This window comes from [Bacteroides] pectinophilus (assembly GCA_025146925.1).
Classification (GTDB): domain Bacteria; phylum Bacillota; class Clostridia; order Lachnospirales; family Lachnospiraceae; genus Bacteroides_F; species Bacteroides_F pectinophilus.
Window position 1 is genome coordinate 2,790,110 of sequence record CP102260.1, and the last position, 25,030, is coordinate 2,815,139.

Genomic DNA, 25,030 nt, shown 5'->3' on the forward strand with positions numbered 1-25,030 from the left:
GTCACCTCCCGCAACCCATCCTGTTAATATACTGTCTTCTCATCATTAACAGATTAATATCCGTATGACACACTCTGTACGCTGTATCTGCTGTTTCTGTACGCTCCCGCCTTAAATGATATGTCCGCATCCATACCGCATATATGATTTCTCATTCTGAACTCCTGACATCCGCGCCTTACTGCCCACAGCTCTATCTGTGCCATTGTCCTGTAATACTTTTGATTACGCTGACACATCATAAGAAGTATCCGCAGATACTCTTCATAATCAAGTCCTTTGCTGATTCCGGAATCTGACCTGTCTGAATCTTTTTTCCCAAAATCACAGGCAGCAGCTCCCTCAAGACTCAGTTTCCACGTTGCCGACGTCTTGGCAAGCTCTACCTTATCCCCAGCCATTAACTGCCTTACGTCCGACAACGCTTCCGCGTAAGCCCATAATGCCATGATTACATATTCAGCAGCCGTGACTACTGCCGGCATTCCCGTAAAACCAAACATTGCAAGCGCCAAAGCGTAGCACTCCTGCCTTCTGGCGCTGTCTGTCATAAGACAGACAAAATTTGTCCCCTCTCTTAATGCAGACAGCTTAAGGACAGTCATAAAAAGATTGTCATAATCTGTCCTGCATCCGTTAAGTATGTACTCCGCCTGGTAATCCAGCAATTCGCCTTCATCACCTGATACACTGGCATTCTCTGTATTTGTGCCGCCTCCCCGGTCATTCGTTATATAATCCGTATAGCTGTCAAAATGCATCATCACATATTCATCATAAAGTATCGTATTCTTTATCTGTGTAAGTACGCCATCCAGATGCGACCTGTCATAACTTACGGCTGAATCTGCCAGGTCTGAAAATGTTATCTGCTTCTCCGATACCTCTGCCCCATCTTCAAGCACAATCCCCATCATGCCTTTGGACATTACATCACGCACTCTCTGAAACATCCCCTTATCCGCCTTATTCTTCTTAAATACAACCCCTGAATAATTAAATTTCAGTCCCGAATATCTTATTGCCTGCGCAGTCATCCGGGCATCATGTGTCCGATCCTGCACTTCTCCGTAGCTGCCATTGCGGTAAGCATTGCTTATGTCCTGTGTTCTCTGTGAAAGCAGCATAAAATACGGCAATATATCCCTTAATGCCGAATATACCGTCTCCGCATCGCAGATAGCGTCATCCGTTGCGAATTGCCCGATTTTTCCTGCATCTTCATACAGGATATCCGCGACTTCCTTTCCGATAAGATTCCTGCTCTCATCTATATGACCTTGCGCAGTCTTTGCCTTTTTCACAACCGAATCTTTGCTTTTCCTGTACATATTGCAAAGCTCTATTCCTCTTTCGCACGCAGCTTTTGCTGAATCCACAGCATCTTCAAGTTCAGATATTGAACCGGAGACTGATGCCTTCAGCCATCTTTCCTTTTGTGGTGATGCATCATCATCAAGATTGTCCAGCTCATATGCATCATCCTGAATATCACTTAATATTGCTGACAGATTGGAATAATGCGGTTTCATGACATTATATACACGCAGATCACTTACCCCCATAAGTGATGGTGACGGCTCATCAGGCGCCGCTGTTTTGACAAATCCCTGTCCTGTTGCAGCAGGTCCGTCATTCTCACTTTTAAAATAACCTCCGGCAGAGTCAATTCCTTCTACCTGCGCAATCAGCTCCAGTAATACCGAATCTATTGCTGCAATATCCTCACGGCACTGTGCAATCTCTTCCGCCAGTTCTCCCGTCCTGTACTCTGCCCTGATTCTTTTTTCGCTCCCCATGAGCATATCTGCAAATTCACTAAACACGCCATATTGCATATATGAAGCTACTGCCGATGCAAATACACTGCCACCTTCATCTGTCGGGTATGTCTTTGCTGTAATGTCACATGCCAATGCCTGTGCCCCTCCGAATCTTCCGTTATTCTCACAGCTCTTGCCGGCATATGAAGTAATGTCAGCTTCAAGCGACTGCCTGTCAGGCATTATAAGAATATTAAATCTGTCTGCAATCTGCCTTGTATAACCTGCAAAGACCGATTCAACAGCCAGATTGGCAGCCATTCCAAGCTTTACATTAACCGCTGCATCAGATGCTGATTTTATTGAGGTGCATACAACCGCAAGCACCAATATTATAGTAAGTGATGCAAGCACGGTTATCTGTGCTTTTAATCTGTAAAACCGCATACATTTCCAATCTCCAATCCCATAAAATGTTACATCTTTTCTGTCTATATCTGATTGGCCTGGCTCGTCATCTTTGACAATATAGAATTGACAAGTGATGTAATCTGTCTCTTGAAGATTACTACCAATCCGATAAGGACAATGATTATAAGGATGATTTCAACAACACCCATTCCATCCTCATCTTCCACAAACTTTGTTATAATATTTTTCACCATATATATTCCCCCATTCTTATTCCGTCAGAAGTTGAAAGACATCATCGCAGGAACCATTACGATTACCATAACTACCGCAAGCATAAGTATCATTGGCAGTAATAATTTTGTTCCTGCCTCTTCTCCAAGCTGCTTTGCCAGATTCTTGCGCTGTTCAAATGCTTCCTCTGATTCCTGTTCAAGAAGCACCGAAAGTCCTCTTGTGCCTTTCCGTACATTCTGTTCAAGAAGCGTGCCGAGCTTTCGGTATTCCTTGATACCGCATCTCCGTCCAAATTCAGCATATGCTATATTCTCAGACATTCCTGACTGCATCTGACGAAGCGTCGTCATCATCTCCTCATATACCGCATGGTACTTTTCCTTTGGCATGTCCTTCATCTTATTATTGTAGTCAAGTGCAATCTTTTCCCATGCACGCCTTACCGACATGCCCGCACCCGTAAGAAGTGTCAGCTTAGACACAATCTCAGTGTAATCATATTGAAGCTGCTTATTCCTCAGCCTTACAGCCTTGCGTTTTCCCTGTTCACGTCCTGCTATTAACGCGGCCGCTGCAAGTACACCTGCCATAATTATTGCCGGAACAGCATTTCCGCCATTCTCCTCATAACGTATGGAATGTCCTTCAACACTTTGCGGCAGGCTTACAGTATCAGAATGCTTTTCAGATTCAAGCACCGCATCGACGCATGCTTTTACTGATTTCCACAGCCTTTCTTCCCCATTCAGATCCGGCTGTTCAACATGTACCTGATATCTGTATTCAGATTTATAACTTCCGCATGTCATCAATGCTGTAAGTTCAACATTGGTTCCGGTACCGCCAATACTATCCGTATTGACGCTTCCATCATATCCGACGATATCGTAATCTGACGAGTACCATTCAACATTTATTCCATATTCAGGTATCTGCGTCATAAGATTAAGATCTCTGGTTACATGCTGTAAGGACTCATTGTCCGCAACAATATTATCAGACACAAAGCTGTCTGCATCGGCAAAGCTGTTCATAGCTTCCTCATACGTGGGCTGCCTTGGCAGGACCTCCACAGCTATCTGCTGTTTTTGCCCACTATTCTCATCTATTGCCTGTATGTCCAGATTCAGCGCACCCTCTCCTGCTCCTGGTCTTGTAATCCGCCCATTATCCAGATTCGTATTCTTTCCTGCACAAAGTGCTGCAGCACTTAAAAATCCTGTTATAACAATGGCTCCGGCTGCTACAATAATTCTGTACATCCATTCATGCTGAATATTAATTTCCAGCTTTTCTTTTGCAAACCGTTCACACTTAACGGTGCAGTGCTCTATATATTCGCCGATATCCATACAATCCCCCCCCCTGTTACGCATATCTATGCATCTATACCTTTATATCAGTTATCTTTCTCCCCAATGCGATTGCCAATGCATATACCGCAAGACACCCCGTCATCACTGCCACCCCTGCGGCATTGCCATACAGAGGCTCTATAAATTCAGGCGATGCAAGCCGCAGATATACAATTATTCCAAACGGCACAAAATTCATTACCATCTGCTCCATGCGCCGTCCGCTTATTATTGTCCTTATATCTTCAGCCACCTCATTCTTATCCCTTATAACTGACGCTGTATTACGGATTATTGACATAAGGTCTCCTCCGCTTCTCTTGGCGTACCTGAATACCTGGGCAAAATACAGAATATCCTCCACTCCGCTCTCGGCCGCAAAATCTTCAAGAATGTCCTCAATATTCTCATTCTGTGCCATTCTGTTGCATATAATCCTGAACTCTTTTGCTATCCTGCTTTCACTTCCATATAACATCTGCATCTCTTTGTATGCTTCCCTGAATGCATTTTCAATTGAATAACCTACGTTAAGTGAGAATGAAACTGCTATTATTCCGTCTTTAAATGCACCGGCAAGCCGCTCATCCTCCCGCTTTGCAAGCTCTCTTTTTTGAATTCTCACATATACCCAGCACAGTGGAAGCAGCAGAATAACCACAAGAAACGAGTTATAAAATATGATTCCCACCGCAACAGGTATGAAAAGACTCTTAAGCCACAATCTAATGTCCTTTCCAAATGCTATTCCCGCATGCAGTTTTCCGTCTGTCCCCAATCTCTCACCCCCGCAGCTATAAATTTATCTGTGTTAGTCATGCATCCACACTTTACCAGTCTTCCGCATACCCTGCCATCCTGCTCTCCCGTTTCTTCAAATCGGTACAGCGGATTAAGCATAATTTCACCATCTTTGTATCCCGTTACTTCGACTATCTGCAGCACGCGCCTTGATTTGTCACGCAGCCTTCCAAGGTGCACTATAATATCTATCGCCGAACCAATCTGGCTTCTTATTGCCTGAACAGGCATATCCATTCCCATAAGGACCATTGTCTCAATTCTGTTAAGCATGTCTGTAGCACTGTTGCTGTGTCCTGTGGAGAGACTTCCTTCCATTCCGGTATTCATTGCCTGAAGCATGTCAATTGCCTCAGCACCCCTTATCTCTCCCACGACTATACGATCCGGACGCATTCGCAGACAGGACTTAATCAGGTCTCTTATTGTTATTGCATTATTGCCTTCCATATTGGCATTGCGCGTCTCAAGGCGTATCAGATTACGTGGTTTTCCGTCCACATCATGTATCTGAAGCTCTGCCGAATCTTCAATCGTAATAATTCTCTCGTCTGCAGGTATATAATTGGACAGTGCATTAAGGAAGGTTGTCTTACCGGAACCCGTTCCGCCACTTACAAATATGTTATATCTTGCCTTTACCGCACACTCCATGAAGCATGATACCTCCTTCGTTATTGAGCCCAGCTCTATAAGCCGTTCTATTGTTATCGGTGTATCGTAGAACTTTCTTATAGTTATTGCAGGACCTTCAATCGCAATCGGATCAAGTACTATGTTGACACGGGAACCGTCTGCAAGTCTTGTATCAAGAATCGGCTCCGTTTCATTAACAGTTCTGTTAGACCACGCGGCAATTCTCTGCGCTACGTCCTCGAGATCCTGCTGCGACTCAAAGCACCTGCCGCTGAGGCTTATACGGCCCTGTCTCTCAATAAAAATCCGTCCCTGCCCGTTGACCATAATCTCGGTTATCGTGTCATCATCAAGCAGATCCTGCAGTACGCCGAATCTTCTCATTGAATTAAATACATTTCTGCGTATATCAAGCCTTGAATTAACCGGGAGCGGAATCTGTGATGCAACATATCCCATTGTGTTGTCAATCAGACCAAGCAGCTCTTCGTCCGTCATGTCCTCCCCAAGGTTCATCTCTTCCCTGACACGGTTCTTCAGCATATCCTGTGCTTTTGACTGCAAATTATTATCCAATGATATCTTTGTCACTGCCAGCTTTTAACTACCTCCCTTGCATGTCTTCCAAGCGTGCCATACTCTGCTGCATCAAGATATCCCTTATCAAGCACCATACCGTTATCCTTCGGCAGCAGCATTTTCTCTATAATTCCGCATACATGCTCTCTTCCCATTGACAGCATATAAGTCTCAAAATCATTTAACTTCTGCATTGAGATGTAGTCCTCGCGCACAGGCATTATCGCTCTTGTACATACCTCAAGCACACGCCACGGCTCACTTACAAGTGTTCCTATGTCCAGAATTATCGTGTCATACAGCCCGCTTGAAGCTATATCTGTTATAAAATCCTGCCACTCCTCCGCCGTCTGGCATGTAATGTCATCAGCGCATCTTATTGGCGGAATATAATATACGTCGCCTGTCCTGCCGACAATCTTCTCAAGTGCATTGGCAAATGCTGCCCTGTTAGTCCTGTATGTATAGAGTGCATCCGACATATTTCCCGCACCACAGTCAGGAAGAAGTTCCGACAGTCCTGAGAATTCCTCCATATTCACGTATAGCACACGCTCCTGCGATTTGGCGCATGCAGAAGCAAGTGCCAGTGCAAATGATGTCTTGCCTGCATAATGTATCGGTGAATATATTCCGATAACCTTTCTGTCATCAGCGTATGTATATATTCTTGAGACTTCATCTCCGACAATTGAATATATCAGCGAGTCCGCCTGCTGATACTTATAGACCTCTGAGACCTTTTCATTACTGTATGTCCCTGCTGTGCCTGAATCCTCCCGCAATACAACAACCCTGTTTACTCTGTGTGTGTCCGTAATCTGCTCCATTGCCTCTTCCCCAACCACAAGCAGAGGCAGCTGCCTGTCTGCCATATATTCACCGAGTGCAGATTCCTCCGTGAACATAATTGTCCTGTAATTAACACCTTTACGTGAATTCATGGCATTCATAAGTCTTCTTGCGTACTGTTCATCATAATCAAAAACCGCACATACTTTTTCCATTATTCTCTCCCCCTCATGTCATTTTCCCTTAAAATTCTCACCATATAATCTGTGTACTTAATATGCTCATAATCAGTGCCGCTAATATTGCATACGAAAAATGTATTCTGTGCATACCGCATCCCCTCCTCCTTATAAGAACCGGAATTCCGTACAACGCCGATATCACCAGTGCCACAGCGAATATCACACATGCCCTCTTAATGCCCGTAACCGATGCCATAACGCACATAAGCTTGATATCACCCGCACCAACCGCATGCACGAGATATACCGGAATCAGAATAATCAGCATCACAATCATCCTTGCCGGAATATCAGCAATCATGCCCGGACTGCATGTATTCATCCACACTGCTTCTGTAATTATTCCGCCCGCGATTGAAAAAGCCGCATACAGCATAAGTCTGTTGGGAATCTTATAAGAAATATAATCGCAGGCTGCCGCCGCCAAAGTAACAGCTGTCACCGCTGCCATACCAAAAATCTGCAGACAGGCCTCCTTTCCGTGGCTTAGCGTTGCTGCGCGCTGCCACTGTCTGATAAAACATATTTGGAATTATCTGATAATAAACTGTATAGATTCTTATAGCCGTGACTATAATTAAGATGATGGTAAAAATTACTTATAACGAAACCTTTAAGAAATCTTAATGAAAGCAGGTCTTATGTTCAGAAAAGAAAAAACAAAACAAAAACCGCTTACTTACGAAGAAAAATATCTTCTTGAGGAAATTGCCATGACAAAAAATGCTATCGAAACAGCATATTCCAACTTTGAAAATGCTGTTGAACCTGACCTGATAGACTGCTATATCTATCAGCTCAATTCAGAACAAAAAAGATACAAATACTTAATCGAACGTGCCAAAGCAGTCCAGTACCGTAATGAACAGCTATGCAGGAATTAACTGCTGTGCTGTGATTAACAATTTATCATCGCCACAGGCAAAAGTCAACAGAAAAACCCGCTTAATTACGCACAAAAAAGCCGTTAAAAGATTGTTATACATTAACAAACTTTCAACAGCTTTTTTATTTTACAGAATATATTTTTCGCAAGTGTAATAAATATTGTTATACATTTACAATATTTTATAAATGTGCTGTGCAATATGACTACCGCTCGTCCATCATCGCTTCAAGATATCCCCTGTCCCACAGCATAATCTTAAGCTTCTTTGCAACATTGACTGCAGGCGTCGTAAAATACTGGTTCGTCATGACAACACCGACCATGCAGTCATAATAATCACGTCCCGCATATATCTCCTGAACTGCCTTGATACCTACAGGCTCTGTATAGCATTTGCATTGGAACGCATATGATACTCCGTCCTTCTCGGCAAGTATGTCAACACCGTAGTCATGGCTTGCCTTCGTAACCTCTACATCGGTGAATCCGCTTTTTTCAAGAAGATCAGCACAGTACAGCTCAAACTCACCGCCATCCATGTCGTCCCATTCCCCGCACCGGAGGTGTCTTCTTATCAGTAATAAAACAACGGCTATGACAACTGCTGCCACTACAGCCGCTAATGTATAATTTAACAAAATATTTTCCATCCTTATATTCATTGACAATATCAGCTTACTATTTTAGTATAAGAATGTAAGTTCGTAAAGACCAAATCGAAAGAAGTGAAAATATGAATACACAGAATATTAATCAGGAAAATCTTTCACGCCAGCCTAAGCCGCAGCGTCAGCAGAAGGCTAAGCGTCAGAAGGCAAGTCCGTACAGATACCTTCTTATACTCGCAGTTGTTACAATTATCGCTGTCGTAAGTATAATTGCCGCTGTATCTGCTAACATAAAATACCGCAGACAGCAGAAGGCTTATGTTGAAGCCGGCATATCCAATCCGGCATATTCCATGGATGTAGCCAATAAGATGGCTCAGGCTGCTGAGGCACAGGGCCGTCAGGCTGTTCTTGACAACATGCGCGAGAATTTTTCTAACGGCACATCAACAATATCATATCTCAAGAAGACATTTACTGATAAGATTGTATTTGCTGATGACGGCAGATACGTCTTTGTTGATATCAATAAGTCGCTTCCTATGCACAACCTCAATCTGTCCGCATTCTCCAAGGATGACAGAGGCTTCATGAACTACAGCGATGCTGCAATCCAGACACACCGCGGAATTGACGTATCGAAGTATCAGGGTGACATTGACTGGAGCCAGGTGAAGACAGACGGCATTGAATACGCTTTCTTACGTGTCGGCTACCGCTCTTACGGAACCGGTATCATCAAGGAAGATGAAGCCTTCAAGACTAATGCGGCAGGTGCCATACAGAATGGTCTTAACGTCGGTGCATATTTCTTCTCACAGGCAATAACTACTGCTGAAGCTGAAGAGGAGGCTGATTTTGTAATTAACACGCTCAAGCCGTTTAAGATTAATTATCCGGTTGTGATTGATGTTGAAGAGATTGTAAATGACTCCTACCGTCAGGAAAATCTGTCACAGGGTGAGCTTACCGATGCAGTTATCGCATTCTGTGAACGTATCAAAGCAGCCGGCTACACGCCTATGATATATGCCAACATCAAGGGATTTGCGTCTCTTGTCGATATAAGCAGACTTACCGCATATGACAAGTGGTACGCAGATTACAACCAGACGCCATATATACCTTATGACATAAGCATCTGGCAGTACAGTGAGAGCGGTAAGGTTAACGGAATCAGCACAAATGTTGATCTTAATATCAGTTTTAAGACATGGTAATTCTGATGCCTCAGGGAGTATCCCAAAGTTTGTGTAAACCTCCAAACTGATGTAAGATAAAATTACTCAGTTTGGAGGTTATTTTTATGGCAAGAAGAAAAGACAGCCCACAAAAAGCAGCAATGAGAGAAATGATGCGTGACTATCTGAAAAATAATGATATCAGCATCAAAGATGGCACTGATGTTAACAGCATCATGCGTGACATGATGTCTGTCATTTTGGAAGGTGCTTTGGATGAAGAACTAGATGAAGAATTAGGATATTCCAAGTATGACTATCGGAACAAAGAAACAGACAATAGTAGAAATGGACATTCCAGCAAAACCATGCACACCAGTTATGGAGATATGGATGTAGCTATACCAAGGGATCGTAACGGTGATTATGAACCACAGCTGATTAAAAAATATCAGAATACCGTAACTCAGGACATGGAAGAAAAAATACTTTCCATGTATGCCAAGGGAATGACAACTGGAGACATTGAATCCCACATGCGTGAATTATACGATATTGATATTTCTGACAGCACAATCAGCCGGATCACAGACAAAATCCTGCCGATTGTAAAAGAATGGCAGGAACGCCCTTTGGAAGAAGTGTATGCTGTAGTATTTATGGATGCAATCCACTATCACGTCCGCAGTGAAGGACGTATTGTAAAACGTGCGGTTTACATTGCCCTTGGTATCGATATGAATGGGAAAAAAGATGTTCTTGGAATGTATGTTGGAGAAAACGAAAGTGCAAAGTTCTGGCTTTCTATCATGAATGGATTAAAAAACAGAGGCGTTGAGGATATCCTGATTGCATGCGTTGATGGTTTAAATGGATTTCCACAGGCAATCGAGGCTGTTTATCCAAAAACAGAGATTCAACAGTGTATCATCCATCAGATTCGTAATTCAACGAAGTTTGTTTCATACAAAGACATCAAAAAACTGATGGCTGATCTGAAGCTTGTATATGCAGCTCCAACGGAAGAAACAGCTTTAAATGAGTTAGAATTGTTCAAGGATAAATGGGATTCCAAGTACCCAAAAATCTATAAATCCTGGCATGATAACTGGGCAACACTGTCCACTTATTTCAAGTATCCAGAAGCTGTAAGACGTTTGATTTATACCACAAATGCCATTGAAGGATTCAACCGTCAGCTTCGGAAAGTGACCAAAAGCAAGACCGTTTTTCCGTCAGATGACAGCCTTTTGAAAATGCTGTATCTGGCAACCATGGATATCACGAAAAAATGGACCGGACACAGGCAGGACTGGGGACAGATCCATTCCCAGCTTGAAATTTATTTTGAAGAACGTCTGGCAGGACGGAACCTGTAAAGCAGTCAATTTTAGGCAGGTTTTATTGACATGCCAAAAAACTACTGTATAATGCAGATATGGGCAGAATCCGGAAAATCGGCTCTGCCCATTTGTAACTATTCACAAATCTTATATCAGTTTTTAACGTTTACACAAAACTTGAAACGGTCTCATGCCTCAACACAGCTTCCGCTTTCTGTAAGCATTACTGCTAAGTAAATGTTCTGTATTCAATATTATATGATATTTTTGTGTGAGACGGCTGATGCCGTCTCATTTTTACTTGTTTATATTACGCTCCGCGTATTTCACCTGAACATTGCATAATACCCGCTTACGCAGCAGTATATTATCAACAACGTACTTACAAATCCGCATACTGAGGCTATTACTATCAGCTTCATGACAGAGCTGTACGGCACTACCTTATTACGATTTTTCTTGCCTACAAACAATTTGCATGGCACACCTTTTTTCGGCTTCCATATAGCCTCTGTGTATATGCTGTACTTCTGCCCGTCTATCTCATATTCATACGTTGCCGGATAATATTTCTGCCCTTCATAGCCGCCACGCCTGCTTGTAAATTCTACACATACTGCCTCCACTACATCATATCTTGCATAATGCCAGATTAATTCCACAGCTATTAAAATAATAAAAAATGCTAAATAATATGGTAGATCTAACATTGGTTTGTTACCATCCCTTCATATTAAATATTTTTCTTATGTGTAAAGATAGCTGTTCACAGGATACGCTGTGGACAGCCATCTTACTTACTTCTTATGCTTAAATATTCTTTGCAGTAACCCTTCTCTCTTTTTGCTCTGCTCGAATTTCTCCTTCATTCTGGCATCAATTTCTTTTTCGTCCTCTTCGTGAAATTCAATGCCTGATTTCTTATACATTTTTTTGTCCACATTCAGCCCCATGGCATCCATGCTTCCGTCTGAGCTGTCGTACTGTCCATACATGGCAGGTCACCTCCTTCTATTATCTCTACAGTTGTGTTTGTTTCAGCCGCCTAAACCTCCTGCGTCAATGTTACAATACAGAAATCATATGCAGTGTACCAATATAATTGGTTGTAAATGCAATTTAATTATACAATTACTTTTAACCGGATAACTTTTTAATGTATCACATCAGGCATTTGCAAATGCATCCAGACCTGAAACTATTATTCCATCCTCATAAGTTGATATATCATCAGCGACTATATGCGCCGGAAGCTTCATTTTCTCAAGCAGCTGATCCACACGATTATTCAAATTGCTGTAGCTATTGTTTTCATTGAAGTTTCCTGACTTTATCAAATCATATATTTTCCCAAAAATATAGTATTTTTCGTTTACATCTGTCCAGCGATAGTAATACTGATTACCTATATCCACTCTCTGATAAGGAATATTTAACAATTCCATGCTCAGTATAAATGTCTGATAATACTTAAAACATTCTTTATCAATATTAATTGTAAATTCCATACCGCCATCTTCTTCAGGATCAACATCATGAATATGCCATACATCATCCACCTTGTCATATTTAGAAAAACATGAACCTATTACATGCTTTTGAATTCCAGTATAATTATATTTTATTCCCGTTGAAATAACAGTTACAGATTTAACATTACGCAACTGATTTTTTGCGTGGTCAACTGTATCCGATGATATTCTGTTACTTATAGTCCCCTTGCTTTCAAACAAATACGCGTTGCCTTTATTATCAAGTCCAAACCAGTCAGGCGCCATTTCGCCACGTTTTAACCTCGTATTAAGCCTGCTGTCTGTAAAATGATATAATCTTGAAATTTTATACTCATTATTAGCTATAATTCTCGCTGCCAGCATCCCCATTGCAAAAGAAATCGCAATCTTATATGACGTTTCGGCATTTGCATAATCCTCCGAAATTGAAAAATATCCATTTTTCTTTTTTATTGCCATTTTGCAGATCGATGAGTAAAATCCTTTTGTATCATATGACATTTTACGCCCATTATACTTTCCGTTCAGTATGGCATATTTAGAAATGTTATATCTGGAAATTTTTAACTGATGTTTCTTTACTTTAGAATGACTGCCTGAATAGGCGCTTGTACTTGTAAAATATTCATATATTAATTTATTCATATGTTTATCACCTTTTCTTACAGTATATTTCACTGTCCAATTCTATAACTTTTATTAAATAGTTTTTATATCACCTGCTGTACCCAAGAATAGCATTAATTCTGGCAAGCACATCATCCTCTTTAATCTTATAATCATTCCATTTGCCATTAGCATTTACAGATACCCAGCCACCGCCTATCTGCCACCGCGAATAGCTGCCATCCGTATACACAATATTAACAAATTGTTCCGGTGCCGCTCCTATGATTCCTTTTCTGGAAAAAGGAGTTCCTTTGAGTCCGTTAAGTAATGCAGCCACTTCATCGCACCCTTGTCCTGATATTTTCACTGATTCATCGCTGTATGGCACTATGTACGCCACTTCGTTATCATATATTCCCAACCTCTTTGCAATATTAAACGGAACAAATTTATAAACTGCTCCACATATCAGGCATACTAAGATCAGGGATAATATCACATACTTTAATATCTTCTTCATGCCACCTCCACCTCCTATTGCAATACTGTTTTATAATTCATACCATATACCGACTTTGCTATTTTTACAATACACTTTGCGCAAGTGGTCGTTTTTCTTCCCAAGTGGTATATTTTTATGACTATAAGAAAGATTTGGCTTATAGATATTGCAAAAAACTGCTGTCCAACCGGATTACCGGCTTTAGACAGCAGCTTTTTATATTTTGATTGCTATTATAAACAATATACAAGCACTTCACGTTCTTAATTATAATAGCATTTTATATCATCTGCTGTACCCAAGAATAGCATTAATTCTGGCAAGTACATCATCCTCTTTAGTCTTATAATCATTTGATTTGTCATTAGCATTTACAGCTACCCAGCCACCGCCTATCTGCCACCGTGAATAGCTTCCATCTGTATACACAATATCAACAAATTGTTCCGGTGCCGCTCCTGTGATTCCTTTTCTGGAAAAAGGAGTTCCTTTGAGTCCGTTAAGTAATGCAGCCACTTCGTCACACCCTTGTCCTGATATTTTCACTGATTCATCGCTGTATGGCACTATGTACGCTGCTTCTTTATCATACACTCCCATACGCTTTGCAATATTAAACGGAACAAATTTATAAACTGCTCCACATATCAGGCATACTAAGATTAAGGATAATATCACATACTTTAATATCTTCTTCATGACACCTCCACCTCCTATTGCAATACTGTTTTATAATTCATACCATATACTAACTTTGTTATTTTTACAATACACTTTGCGCAAGTGGTCGTTTTTCTTCCCAAGTGGTATATTTTTATGTGTTTTGGATGAAAATAATTAAGGAATAGGCTGAGTATTGTCAAAACTTCATTCATTCCGACATCTAATTACTTATTGCATATTTTGATAAAATTGACATAATGTTTTCATAGTTATTGTCTTTATTAACAAGATATTTTGTCTCATTTTCTCCAATCCTTATACTGCAAATATTTCCCGAAAAAGTATATGTTGTTCTATCACTATCATTTAACACTACTTTATACATCCATCCTGTAAACTGCTCTCCCGTATATATTTCAAGTATAAGCGATTGCAGGGAATTACGTATCTGTTCAACATCTTCTTCCGATTCTACCAATACACATTTTCCTGTATTTCCATAAACAATTTCTACATCATTACTTTTTTGATTTGAATTTACACTATCTTCTTCCAATTTATTATATGCCTGCATTTCTTCATCTTTTTTATCATTATTTTTTAAACTATAATCACTTTGTAAAGTCATATTTTCATTCACATATCCAGACACAACTTCCGCCCTTTCTTCATTACTTTCAATTTCATACTCATTACTAAGCTCCTCATTAGTTTCAGATTTTGTTTGTGTATAATTAATATTTTCACTTCTGCCATTAGTGCATCCACACATCATCATAATGCACATCGTAATAATACCAAATATCATTTTTTTCATTGTAATTTTCTCCTTTGGTCACTCCTATGGTCACAGTATGGCTTTTAAAATTACAATTTTCAATAGTTTTGGCGCAAGAGGCACTATTTTGGCGTGAGTCATTTATTATCAGCGATAATCAACACAATCTTAAACATTATCATTGAATGACTTATATTTTTATATATAATCCGTCCATTATATTTATTGACTATGTAACGTATATTATCCATACCATAGCCATGATGTTCTTTGTCATCTTTTGTAGTCTTAAATAGCGGATTATTGTTTAAAGCATTTGGCATTATAGAATTACTTAATTCAATTCCTACTCCCGTCTTATCAGAATATATCATCAGATTAATCATTTTATCATTGCTATTCTCTGCTGCTTCGATTGCATTATCAAGAAGATTTTCAATGAGAATATGAAAGTCAAGGTCATCTATTCCGGATAATTCTCCTTCTACAAGACAACTGAACGAAATACCTTTTTCCCTGCAATATCTGTTTTTTCTATTTAGTACGTGATTTATTATAATGTTAGACGTATAAACAATCCCCTCATCCGGAAGAATTCTGCCACTCGTTACATTTGTAATATACCGGCGTGCTTCTTCGACACTGTTTGCCGTAAGCAGGCTGTCTATCATATTAATAATCCTTTCAAACTCATGGCGCGCCCTCTCATTTTCCCGATGCACACGTTTAATCTCGTCAATATCCGCACGCTGATACTCAAGTGCTGTAAGCCTTACCTTTTCTTTTATCATCTGATGATATCGTTGTTGTTCCTTAGCCATTAATATAAAATTAATTATATTTATAATAGCTATTCCAACTATTACAGCTATCACATAGATTTCTCCATGTATATCACCATTATCAATTCTCAGGACCATGCCACACAAAAAAATACTTATTAGCGGAATCATTGCGGCAGTAACCGCGTAAGCATAATCCCGTAATTCTTTCAATCTGTCTGCCTGTTTTGTGATTGCAATAATACATCCTGTAAGTATTATCTGATTTAACACAATTGCCAGATATCTTGCTTTTCCGCCATTATAGACCATATCTATATAATTTGTTTCGAATATAAACGATATAATACTTCCTGCTATAACCGCAGAAAATATCAGAATGATTATGAGGACTATATTATATATAAGTTTCTTTACAAAACTTCCATCCATATAAACCAAACAAATCGGGAATGATATCAACATATAAATTAGTATTCCGCTTCCCTCAAACACATTAATTTTACTCTGTATTACCAGATATGAAAAAGTAAGCATACATCCAATTATAAATACCTTGGATGCCTTGCGTCCGGGTGCTATATGAAGGCATCTTGTCAAAAAATATATTGTCATTACACTTTGATATAAATCTACTAATATCTCAATCATCTTTTCTGCCTCTGTCACATCATTTTGTAATACATCCATTCATTTTGTACACTTTTGTACCTGTCTTTACTGATATCAATGCTTCTCCCATTAACAAGCTTTACTTTATATGGCCGAATATCTGCAACATACCTTAAATTAATCATCATCCCTCTGTATATAGTTACAAATCCACAGTCCTGTAATTCTTTTATATGATGCGATAGCTGATCCCTGATTGAAATCACATTGTCATCTGTTTCAAGCCTCATCTCATGGTTATACACCTCTATTATCCGGACTCTGTCAATCTGAATTGCCAATTTCTTTGAATTATCACTGAATACAACAACTCTTCTTTTCTTCATTATGTATTCCTGCACAGAAGAGATGGCAAACCATATATCCTTTTCTATAGATTTTTTTCTTATAAATCCCAACGGACGGCACACAAATGATTCATATACATATTGATCGTAGTTCGTCATATAGACTATTCCCGGATCTGTAATTATTGTGCCTAATCTTTTTGCTACTTCAAAACCTGATACATTATTATCCAGCTCTATATCCATAAATACTACATCGATATTATCGCGTATATAATTATCAACCAGCTTGTCACCATCTCTGTAATAAAAGAAACTGATTCCTACACCCTTTTCAGCATATTTTTCTTTGTATACACTTTCAATTACAGGGACTATACGCTTCATAATGTTCTCATCATCATCACATATTGCAATATTTATATTATTATCCATAGTGTATGCTCCAATTAATACCCTTTTATAATATATTATAAATTTAATTATAGAACATTATTATAATTTTTCAATAGCACCTGAATTTATTTACATTAAGATGCAATATAAAACATTCCAAGACACCAATCTTTCCTGCACACTTCCCCACTCCCCCGCATACAATAGAATATCAGTATCACCTTGCGGAGGCTTCTATGCTCAACTACATATGGGCTGTTCTTATTATTATCGGAGTTATATACGGCGCACTTACCGGGCACATGGCTGATGTAACGAATGGTGCTCTGGATTCTGCCAAAGATGCCGTTGAGCTCTGCATCACCATGCTTGGTGTAATGTCTCTGTGGACGGGGCTTATGGAAATAGCAACGCGGAGCGGTATCATTGAGGCACTCACGCGAAGGCTCCTGCCTGTCATGCACTGGCTTTTCCCAAATGTACCGGACAATCATCCGGCGATGTCACACATCTCAACCAATATGATTGCTAATTTTCTGGGGCTTGGATGGGCGGCAACCCCGGCAGGTCTTATGGCAATGAAATCCCTGTCCGAACTTAATACGGAGCACCCGGACAGTGCGAGTGATGCAATGTGTGCGTTTCTTGTAATAAATATTTCATCAATCCAGCTTATCCCGGTGAATATAATCGCATACCGGAGCCAGTACGGCTCTGCCAACCCGGCTGCAATAATAGGTCCGGCAATAATTGCCACATCAATATCTACCGCCGCCGGAATTATTTTCTGTAAACTTGCATGTGCGCGCAAGAAAGGATTAGGGTGATTGAATGAAATTTTTCCTTATTATATCTGATTTTATTATTCCTGCAGTTCTGCTTGGGATTGTTGTCTACGGAATGAAAAAGAAACGCCCTGTATATGATGATTTTGTAGATGGCGCAAAGGAGGGCATGAAGACAGTTGCCGGAATTCTGCCGACTCTTATAGGGCTTATGGTAGGTGTAGGCGTTCTGCGGGCATCCGGCTTTCTTGATATGCTTGCACAGGTTACGGCAGGTCTGTCCTCAAAGATTGCATTTCCTGCCGAGCTTATTCCGGTAGTGTTTGTAAGAATGTTCTCATCATCTGCTGCGACCGGACTGTCGCTTGATATATTCGACAAATACGGTCCCGATTCGTACATAGGTCTTGTGACATCAATCATGATGAGCTGCACCGAAACCATTTTTTATACGATGAGTGTCTACTGCATAGCTGCAGGCATCAAAAAAACACGCTGGACTCTGCCGGGTGCGCTGTTATGCACATTCGCCGGCATCGCCGCAAGCGTGTTGATTGCAGGAATGCTGTAAAATAAATATTATGATACCGGAATCAAAAGACCGGAGCCCACATCAGTCTGCCCATAATTACTGTACTGCCGCACGGTCAGCCGGAGCTGTTACAGGTTCTGTCTCTCCCTGTGCCGCCTGTGTTGCCGATGCACTGCTGTATGACGGAGCAGTTACAGACTTGTTATGAACTGCTTCCGGCAGACTTGCGCCAACCGTAGCCGTACTCTGTGTTGTCTGCTCCTTTTCCGGCTGCTTTTTAAATCCGTCAATCCAGCTATGTTTTGTAGTCGCCTCTGAGGCCGCACCACCAGCAGGGGTTGTAGGTTCAACATACTGCTTATATGAACCGTCAGGATTAATAAGCGGCTGTATACTTATTGAAGATCCGACCTTGAACATAACATACTCTATCCCGGTCTCACTGTCGAGATATATCGTATAATTGCTGCCCGTCTCAATTATGTTAAGTATACTCGTTGTAACGTCTTCCTTAACTTCCTTGTTGTCGGTACTTACATAAGTGTTATCATTCTTCTTCACCTTAGTGTATGAGCGGAATTCCACAACAAACAAAAGTGCAAAAAGAATTAATGCAACAATGCTGACTACTATTCCAAGCCCCTTCTGCATAACACGGGTACGCTTTCTTGTCGGATGCTGCTCATCCCACTCATCAGGATTGAACTCGCCGTCTTCATATGCATACGGATCTTCCTGCCTGTCTGCAGAATTATCTTTATCTTTGTCTTCAGGCTTTTCAGGCTTCTCATCCTTCTTAAGCTCTTCATCATTGTTGTTGTCTTTATCCTTCATAAACACCTCTTTATTATGACTTAGAAATAAACCATCTCTTCCGCAGCAGGCTCAGCCGGTGTTACGCTTGATGCATAAAGAACCGGACCCTTCTTGCGGTATGACATCTGGAACTCATACTTGATAACTGCTTCTACATATACCCATGAACGCTCAGTAAGCGATGCAACGTCAGGATAATTACATATATATCCGATAAATGCCGTATCAGCCTCACAGCATGTCATTGCCTTACGTCCCGGGACGAATGTCTTGGCTGCGAACTTCTTGCCCTTGTATACCTGTGCCTTGAATCTTACCTTTTTATCTTTATAGACTTCAGGTCTCTCCGACACATCCATATACCAGATACCATAATCAGAATCATCAACATCTATGACATCTGCATTAATATCATAAGGAAGCTGCTCTGCTATTGATGCAATCTCACCGTTAGTATTCTCGAATACTATCTGTGCGAATCCGTTAAGAATCTTAACGCTTCTTCTGAAACCGCCAAGGTTCATTCCCTTCTCACAGCGGTTGAATATTACCATCTCTGCGCTTCTCATGGTCTCTGCCATTGTTGACTTCATGTTATTCCACATAAGCTCAAATGTACCGGCATTAACAAGTGTTATTCTCTGATATATTGTCCATCCGAATGGCTTCTTAAGCTCATCCAGAAGCGACATCTCCCACATTCCGTTGTATTCGATTACAACAAGCCATGGGTCATATTTTTTATCAAGCTCTGTAAGCTTCTCGGCAGTAAAGTCTTCCTTCTCAAGTACGACCATGTCCATCTTATGCTTCTTCAGCATAGCTTCGTCATATTCATTCTCGCCCTCTTCACAGACAATAAGAAGCTTCTTCTCTGCCTCATCAAACTGTCCCTGCTCTATAGTCTCTGTTATAAATGTAGTCTTACCGCTGTCAAGGAATCCATCTATAAGAAATACCGGAATCTCATAATTCTGATCCATTAATAATCTCCATTCATGTTTGGTTAAATGTTACCCGGCATCAGATCTAGTTGACACCGAACAGCTCCTTAAGCTTATCCTCTGCAAGCTTAGAACCGATTACGCAGATACGTCCTGTAAAATCAGGCTTTCCTTCTCTTATCTCATACTCGCCCGGTACAAGGTCAAAGTACATCCACTTGCCTTCCTTATCTGAAAGCATACCCTTTGAACGGAGTATCTGACCGAACTCTTCACTGTTGGCAAGCTTATTAAGTATCTCATCAAGCTGCTGTCTTGTAAACTTATTAGGTGTCTCTACGCCCCAGCTTGTAAATACTTCATCTGCGTGATGGTGATGATGATGCTCATGGTCATGCTCGTCATGGTCATGATGATGTCCACAGCAACACTCCTCGCCATCTTCATGGTGATGATGGTGCTCGTGCTCATCTTCGTCATGATCGTGATGATGCTCATCCCCGTCATGATCGTGGTGATGTCCGCAGCAGCACTCCCCGCCATCCTCATGGTGATGATGCTCATGCTCATGTGCCTGATGCTCTGCCTCAGCATGCTCTGCAAGAAGCTCAAGCTCAAGGTTAGTAACATTCTCCATGGCTGACAGGATCTGTGCTCCGTCAAGGTCATCCCATGGTGTTGTAATAATATGTGCGTTAGGGTTAAGCTCACGCATCATCTTTATGACTGCATCAAGCTTCTCCTCTGTCTGATTCTGTGTACGGCTGAGGATTACTGTTCCGGCATGCTCAATCTGGTTATTAAAGAACTCACCGAAGTTCTTCATATATACCTTTGCCTTAAGTGAATCTACAACTGTAGATGCGCTGTTAAGCTCAATCTCATTCTCGATATGAAGATCCTTTACAGCCTTGATTACGTCTGAAAGCTTACCTACGCCTGAAGGCTCGATAATGATTCTGTCCGGATGATACTTATCAATTACATCCTTAAGTGCTGTACCAAAATCACCTACGAGTGAGCAGCATATACAGCCTGAATTCATCTCTCTGATCTCAATTCCGGCATCCTTAAGGAATCCGCCGTCTACGCCAATCTCACCGAATTCATTCTCAATAAGTACAACCTGCTGTCCCTTGAGTGCCTCAAGAAGAAGCTTCTTAATTAATGTAGTCTTTCCTGCTCCGAGGAATCCTGAAATTATATCTACCTTTGTCATTGCTCTATTACTTCCTTTCTTATGATGCGGCTTGCACCACTATATATCTAACAGTTCTCACAGTAGAATTATACAACATCTGTCAAGCCAGCGGATGTCCTCCGAGGTCAAATGTCTCTTCAATAATATCGCATGCAACCCCGATAAGCTCGACACACGGTCTCTTCTTATAGTAATCTGCATTACGCTCTGCCGGCACTGTGCTTCCCTCCGGCTTCTTAAGTCCAAGCAGTTCCTTACATATTATGCTTCCTCCTGACCGTTCCCTGAACTTCTTCGCCATCTCCTGTACAACCGCGTAATTATGTGCCTTGGCATCTCTGTCAGCGCCTTCCGTTGCTCCTGTCTCAAATCCTGCCACAAGTGACATTCCTGATACACATCCGCACACCTCACGCATTCTGCCTACTCCGGCGCCAAATGATGCCGATATCCTGAATGCCATATCCGCCGGAATCTCATACAGATCCGCATATGCGCCGAATACCGACTGTGCACAGTTGTATCCCTCTTTAAAAAGCTGTACTGCCTTTTCTTTACGTGTCATAATCTGCCTTCTACCTCCACTTCACACTGCTTCCCCTTCCTGTCTTGCTTACCACAAGCTGACATTCTATCTGCTCCTTCAGTTCCGTAACATGCGATATAATTCCAATCATACGTCTGCCGTCCGCAAGACCTTTTAGTATATTAATCGCCTGTTGCCTTGAATAATCATCAAGTGAACCGAAGCCCTCATCAATAAACATTGTATCAAGGCGCACTGCCCCTGTCCTGTTCTGTATTATATCAGACATTCCGAGCGCCATTGCAAGCGCTGCCATAAATGTCTCTCCGCCTGACAGTGTCTTAACATCCCTCACTGAATTAGTAAGTTCATCATGGACATCTATATCAAGCCCCGACTTTCTGCCCTTATTGTCTATATTATCAATGTCACGGCACATAAGGCACCACTGCCCGTCATTCATTGCCGACAGCCTCCTGTTGGCTGCACTTATTATCTTTTTGAAATACTGTCTTAATACAAATGTCTCAAAATTAATCTTGACGCTGCCTGTAAGACTTCCGTTCGCCGTATTGTAAAGCGTTGCATATATCCTGTACTTATGCATTGCGCCCGCGCGTTCTTCTGACATCTTTGCAAACTCATCAGCTATCTCCTGATTAGCCCTTATATCCGCATAGAGTTCACCCATATGACCTGATTTTTCGCGGATAAGCTTCTCAATTCGTACGACTGCCGCCTCAGCCTCCTGCGTATCAACACGCATCTTTCCGTCAATCTGGGCGGCCAGCGTCTTAATCTTTACAGCATTATCGGCTACTTCCCTGTCATATTCGGCAATCCCGGCCTCAAGCACCGCCATTGCTACCTTATCCCGCTTTGCTTCTTTATATTCGGCTTCAGAGGCAAATCCTTCAGATTCAACCGAGTCTGCCAATGCTCTGCATGCAGCTTCATAAGTTTCCCTTAACTTCTCCGCCCCTTTCTGTTCATTATCCGCTTCTCCACGTTTTCCTGCAAGCTCTTTTTGAAGATTCGCCACAAGCTCCTGCCGGCTGAGCCAGGACTTCTCAACTGCCGCTATCCTGTCTTCAAGCTCTTTCATAATCTTCTCGGCTTCCGAACGGTCTGAATATCTCAGGTTCTTGGACAGTGCCGATATCTCTGACTCCATGTGTGCAAGCTGTACCTCATCCTGCGATATCTCATTCTTTAGTGAATCAACCCTGACACTCATATCACTAAGGTCTGATGTAAGCTTCTTAAGCTTATCCTCATTGTCTCTGTAAATGCGTGCTGTCTCGTTAAGCTTACGCATCTCTTCACCGACATCAGTGAGTTCTTTTTCTGTCTTAAGCTTGAGTCCGGTAATATCTTCATCCTGCCCATCATCTCCCATAACACTTTGAATGCTCTGTTCGATAAGCTTAATCTGATTATCACATTCACTTTTGGCAATGACTGTTTCTGTATACATATTCTGCCTTGCAGCATCTGCCTTGTCTCTTGACCTTCTTGCTTCATCAACCGATGCCTGCGTTACATCTTCATTATTAAAAGCCGCCGGATTTGGGTGAATTACAGAACCACATACCGGGCACGGCATTCCGTCTTCAAGCTGCCTTGCAAGTATTCCCGCCTGTCCGCTCATGAATAATGCTTCAAGCCTCTCATAGCACGCACTGGCATGTTCATATTCATTCCGTGCATTAAGGTACTCACTGCTTTTCTGTTCATGCCTCTTGCGCATCTTTAAAAGCTGCTCCTGCAAATCTTCAATCTTCCTGATTCTGTCAAGAGTATCCTTTTTGTCGCTTATTGTGTTATTAACCTTTTCGAGCCTTACCATACAGTCAGCGTTCCCGTTCTGAAATGCTGTTATACCGTCCTGATATGCCTTTTGCCTGCTTAATTCCTCTTCTAATGCTGCTTTCTGATTGTTAAGGTCTTTCTTCCTATTATTAAGAGCATCAAATTCCTTCTTCCTGCTGCCAAATGTGTCATAATCCGGAATGCTTTTTCTAATCTCCTCAGCCTGCAGCCTGAGCTTAGGACATTCGTCATTATATACTGCACTTATGCCGGAAAGCTCCGCACTCTGCCTGTCAAGCCTTTTTGCAGCTTCATCAATCCATGTGGCAAGTTCCTTCACCCGCTTCTCAGACTGTCTCAGCTTCTCTTCTGCATCTGTTCTCTTATCATCCAATACAGCCACTGCCGCTGCACGCTTTGCTGCTTCAAGCTCACGTCTCATGCCATCTGCCTGAGGTCTTCTCTGCTCAATATCCAAAGTCTCCGCCGCAGCTTTATCATATTCATCAAACAGGCTGTTAGTCTGCTTCGCTCTCCCGATAGCTGCATTATTATTATCTCTCTGTCCCGTAAGCTCGTCCTTCTCAGCATTCAGGCTGTCGTATAATGACTGCTGTGATGCAATTATATCGCCAAGCAGCGTCAGAGACTCCTCGTAATCCGGTTCTTTTCTCTCACAAAGCTGCCGGTATCTCTCATTATAAGCTTCCGTTACTTTAATCTGTCCAATCCGTGAATCATATATCTTCCGGTTATCCTCAAGCTGGCCGTATATATTCTTATATCTGGCCTGAAGCTCATATTGAATCCTCTGATAATCCTCCGTCCTGAATATCCTGGAGAATATCTCTCTTCTGTCATCAGAATCCGCATACAAAAGCTTCATGAAATCACCCTGCGCAATCATTGCCACCTGCGCAAACTGCTTTGCATCCAGCCCGATTATCTCAACAATCTTACCGTTAACCTCTTTCTTATTACCGGTAAATTCACTTCCGTCAGGCATTGTAAGTGTAACATCCGGCTTCTCCGTTGTATATCTGGCCGAGCCGTCCGCATTGCGGCGCTTACTCTGACGTATGTACTCAGGGTTACGCCTTACTGAATATATGTTGTTCCCATACTCAAACGTAAATTCTACCCATGTATCCGTATCTGCATCCGCATACTGGCTGCGCATCATATTACCGCTTCTGTTGCCGCCACTCGTCTCATCGTAGAGTGCATACATGATTGCATCAAAAATAGTCGTCTTGCCTGAGCCAGTGTCACCCGTAATCAGGAAAAGTCCTTCTCTTCCCCTGTCAAATTCAATTGTCACCCTGTCCGCATACGAGCCGAATGCTGACATTGTAAGTCTTATTGGTCTCATTC

The 25,030-nt window shown here is 41.5% G+C and carries 26 protein-coding genes; 5 read left to right on the forward strand and 21 right to left on the reverse strand.

All coding sequences use genetic code 11. The annotated features are described in order from the left end of the window. Positions 1-53: 53 nt before the first annotated feature. From NQ488_13275 to NQ488_13305, 7 genes are read right to left on the reverse strand one after another with little or no spacing between them, the layout of a single operon-like run. Complete coding sequence (locus tag NQ488_13275; GenBank protein UWN95499.1) at positions 54-2,210, reverse strand: DUF5702 domain-containing protein; 2,157 nt, start codon at positions 2,208-2,210, stop codon at positions 54-56. A gap of 44 nt (positions 2,211-2,254) precedes the next feature. Next, on the reverse strand, positions 2,255-2,428 hold the full coding sequence (locus NQ488_13280; protein UWN95500.1) for a hypothetical protein: 174 nt from the start codon (positions 2,426-2,428) through the stop codon (positions 2,255-2,257). 24 nt (positions 2,429-2,452) lie between these two features. Beyond that, positions 2,453-3,763: a type II secretion system F family protein gene (locus tag NQ488_13285; GenBank protein UWN95501.1), complete on the reverse strand. Its 1,311-nt coding sequence runs from the start codon at positions 3,761-3,763 to the stop codon at positions 2,453-2,455. A 34-nt stretch (positions 3,764-3,797) separates the two neighbouring features. Beyond that, positions 3,798-4,544: a type II secretion system F family protein gene (locus NQ488_13290; protein ID UWN95502.1), complete on the reverse strand. Its 747-nt coding sequence runs from the start codon at positions 4,542-4,544 to the stop codon at positions 3,798-3,800. After that, on the reverse strand, positions 4,511-5,746 hold the full coding sequence (locus NQ488_13295; protein UWN97169.1) for a CpaF family protein: 1,236 nt from the start codon (positions 5,744-5,746) through the stop codon (positions 4,511-4,513). Before NQ488_13295 ends, NQ488_13290 begins: the two co-directional genes overlap by 34 nt. A 44-nt stretch (positions 5,747-5,790) precedes the next feature. After that, positions 5,791-6,789 carry an AAA family ATPase gene (locus tag NQ488_13300; GenBank protein UWN95503.1) on the reverse strand — a complete coding sequence of 333 codons (999 nt, stop codon included), beginning with the start codon at positions 6,787-6,789 and terminating at the stop codon, positions 5,791-5,793. A 37-nt stretch (positions 6,790-6,826) separates the two neighbouring features. Continuing rightward, complete coding sequence (locus NQ488_13305) at positions 6,827-7,267, reverse strand: prepilin peptidase (protein ID UWN95504.1); 441 nt, start codon at positions 7,265-7,267, stop codon at positions 6,827-6,829. Between the two features lie 190 nt (positions 7,268-7,457). Here NQ488_13305 and NQ488_13310 point away from each other — a divergent pair, with 190 nt between their 5' ends. Then, positions 7,458-7,700, forward strand: coding sequence for a YaaL family protein (locus tag NQ488_13310; protein UWN95505.1), 243 nt, complete (start codon positions 7,458-7,460; stop codon positions 7,698-7,700). Between the two features lie 208 nt (positions 7,701-7,908). Here the strand turns inward: NQ488_13310 and NQ488_13315 are convergent, their stop codons facing one another. Next, positions 7,909-8,343 (reverse strand): restriction endonuclease, encoded by a 435-nt coding sequence (locus tag NQ488_13315; GenBank protein ID UWN95506.1) that lies wholly within the window; start codon positions 8,341-8,343, stop codon positions 7,909-7,911. Positions 8,344-8,438: 95 nt separating this feature from the next. On the opposite strand from NQ488_13315, the gene NQ488_13320 reads away from it, so the two are divergent. Continuing rightward, positions 8,439-9,533 (forward strand): glycoside hydrolase family 25 protein, encoded by a 1,095-nt coding sequence (locus NQ488_13320; protein UWN95507.1) that lies wholly within the window; start codon positions 8,439-8,441, stop codon positions 9,531-9,533. 122 nt (positions 9,534-9,655) lie between these two features. After that, positions 9,656-10,873 carry an IS256 family transposase gene (locus NQ488_13325; protein UWN97170.1) on the forward strand — a complete coding sequence of 406 codons (1,218 nt, stop codon included), beginning with the start codon at positions 9,656-9,658 and terminating at the stop codon, positions 10,871-10,873. Between the two features lie 290 nt (positions 10,874-11,163). Here the strand turns inward: NQ488_13325 and NQ488_13330 are convergent, their stop codons facing one another. The 8 genes from NQ488_13330 to NQ488_13365 form a co-directional block, all read right to left on the reverse strand. Continuing rightward, positions 11,164-11,547: a hypothetical protein gene (locus NQ488_13330; GenBank protein UWN95508.1), complete on the reverse strand. Its 384-nt coding sequence runs from the start codon at positions 11,545-11,547 to the stop codon at positions 11,164-11,166. Between the two features lie 87 nt (positions 11,548-11,634). Continuing rightward, complete coding sequence (locus NQ488_13335) at positions 11,635-11,832, reverse strand: hypothetical protein (GenBank protein ID UWN95509.1); 198 nt, start codon at positions 11,830-11,832, stop codon at positions 11,635-11,637. Between the two features lie 171 nt (positions 11,833-12,003). Next, entirely contained in the window at positions 12,004-12,996 is a 993-nt protein-coding gene (locus NQ488_13340; protein UWN95510.1) for a hypothetical protein, read from the reverse strand. A 70-nt stretch (positions 12,997-13,066) separates the two neighbouring features. Beyond that, positions 13,067-13,480, reverse strand: coding sequence for a hypothetical protein (locus NQ488_13345; protein UWN95511.1), 414 nt, complete (start codon positions 13,478-13,480; stop codon positions 13,067-13,069). A 267-nt stretch (positions 13,481-13,747) separates the two neighbouring features. Then, the gene (locus NQ488_13350) at positions 13,748-14,161 is read right to left on the reverse strand and encodes a hypothetical protein (GenBank protein UWN95512.1); all 414 of its coding nucleotides are present in this window, start codon (positions 14,159-14,161) and stop codon (positions 13,748-13,750) included. Between the two features lie 184 nt (positions 14,162-14,345). Further along, entirely contained in the window at positions 14,346-14,942 is a 597-nt protein-coding gene (locus NQ488_13355; GenBank protein UWN95513.1) for a hypothetical protein, read from the reverse strand. A gap of 98 nt (positions 14,943-15,040) precedes the next feature. Beyond that, positions 15,041-16,336, reverse strand: a complete 1,296-nt coding sequence (locus NQ488_13360; protein UWN95514.1) for a GHKL domain-containing protein — start codon at positions 16,334-16,336, stop codon at positions 15,041-15,043. A 14-nt stretch (positions 16,337-16,350) separates the two neighbouring features. After that, entirely contained in the window at positions 16,351-17,079 is a 729-nt protein-coding gene (locus NQ488_13365; GenBank protein ID UWN95515.1) for a LytTR family transcriptional regulator DNA-binding domain-containing protein, read from the reverse strand. 197 nt (positions 17,080-17,276) lie between these two features. On the opposite strand from NQ488_13365, the gene NQ488_13370 reads away from it, so the two are divergent. Then, a complete protein-coding gene (locus tag NQ488_13370; protein UWN95516.1) occupies positions 17,277-17,867 on the forward strand; it encodes a nucleoside recognition protein in 591 nt (196 codons plus the stop codon). Between the two features lie 4 nt (positions 17,868-17,871). Beyond that, positions 17,872-18,396 (forward strand): spore maturation protein, encoded by a 525-nt coding sequence (locus NQ488_13375; protein ID UWN95517.1) that lies wholly within the window; start codon positions 17,872-17,874, stop codon positions 18,394-18,396. Between the two features lie 57 nt (positions 18,397-18,453). On the opposite strand, the gene NQ488_13380 is transcribed toward NQ488_13375, so the two are convergent. The 5 genes from NQ488_13380 to NQ488_13400 form a co-directional block, all read right to left on the reverse strand. After that, positions 18,454-19,191: a DUF6440 family protein gene (locus NQ488_13380; GenBank protein UWN95518.1), complete on the reverse strand. Its 738-nt coding sequence runs from the start codon at positions 19,189-19,191 to the stop codon at positions 18,454-18,456. A gap of 20 nt (positions 19,192-19,211) precedes the next feature. Continuing rightward, complete coding sequence (locus NQ488_13385) at positions 19,212-20,156, reverse strand: GTPase (protein UWN95519.1); 945 nt, start codon at positions 20,154-20,156, stop codon at positions 19,212-19,214. A 46-nt stretch (positions 20,157-20,202) separates the two neighbouring features. Next, the gene (locus tag NQ488_13390) at positions 20,203-21,336 is read right to left on the reverse strand and encodes a GTP-binding protein (GenBank protein ID UWN95520.1); all 1,134 of its coding nucleotides are present in this window, start codon (positions 21,334-21,336) and stop codon (positions 20,203-20,205) included. 82 nt (positions 21,337-21,418) lie between these two features. Next, positions 21,419-21,883: a C-GCAxxG-C-C family protein gene (locus NQ488_13395; GenBank protein UWN95521.1), complete on the reverse strand. Its 465-nt coding sequence runs from the start codon at positions 21,881-21,883 to the stop codon at positions 21,419-21,421. Between the two features lie 10 nt (positions 21,884-21,893). Then, a complete protein-coding gene (locus NQ488_13400) occupies positions 21,894-25,028 on the reverse strand; it encodes an AAA family ATPase (GenBank protein ID UWN95522.1) in 3,135 nt (1,044 codons plus the stop codon). Positions 25,029-25,030: the final 2 nt, after the last annotated feature.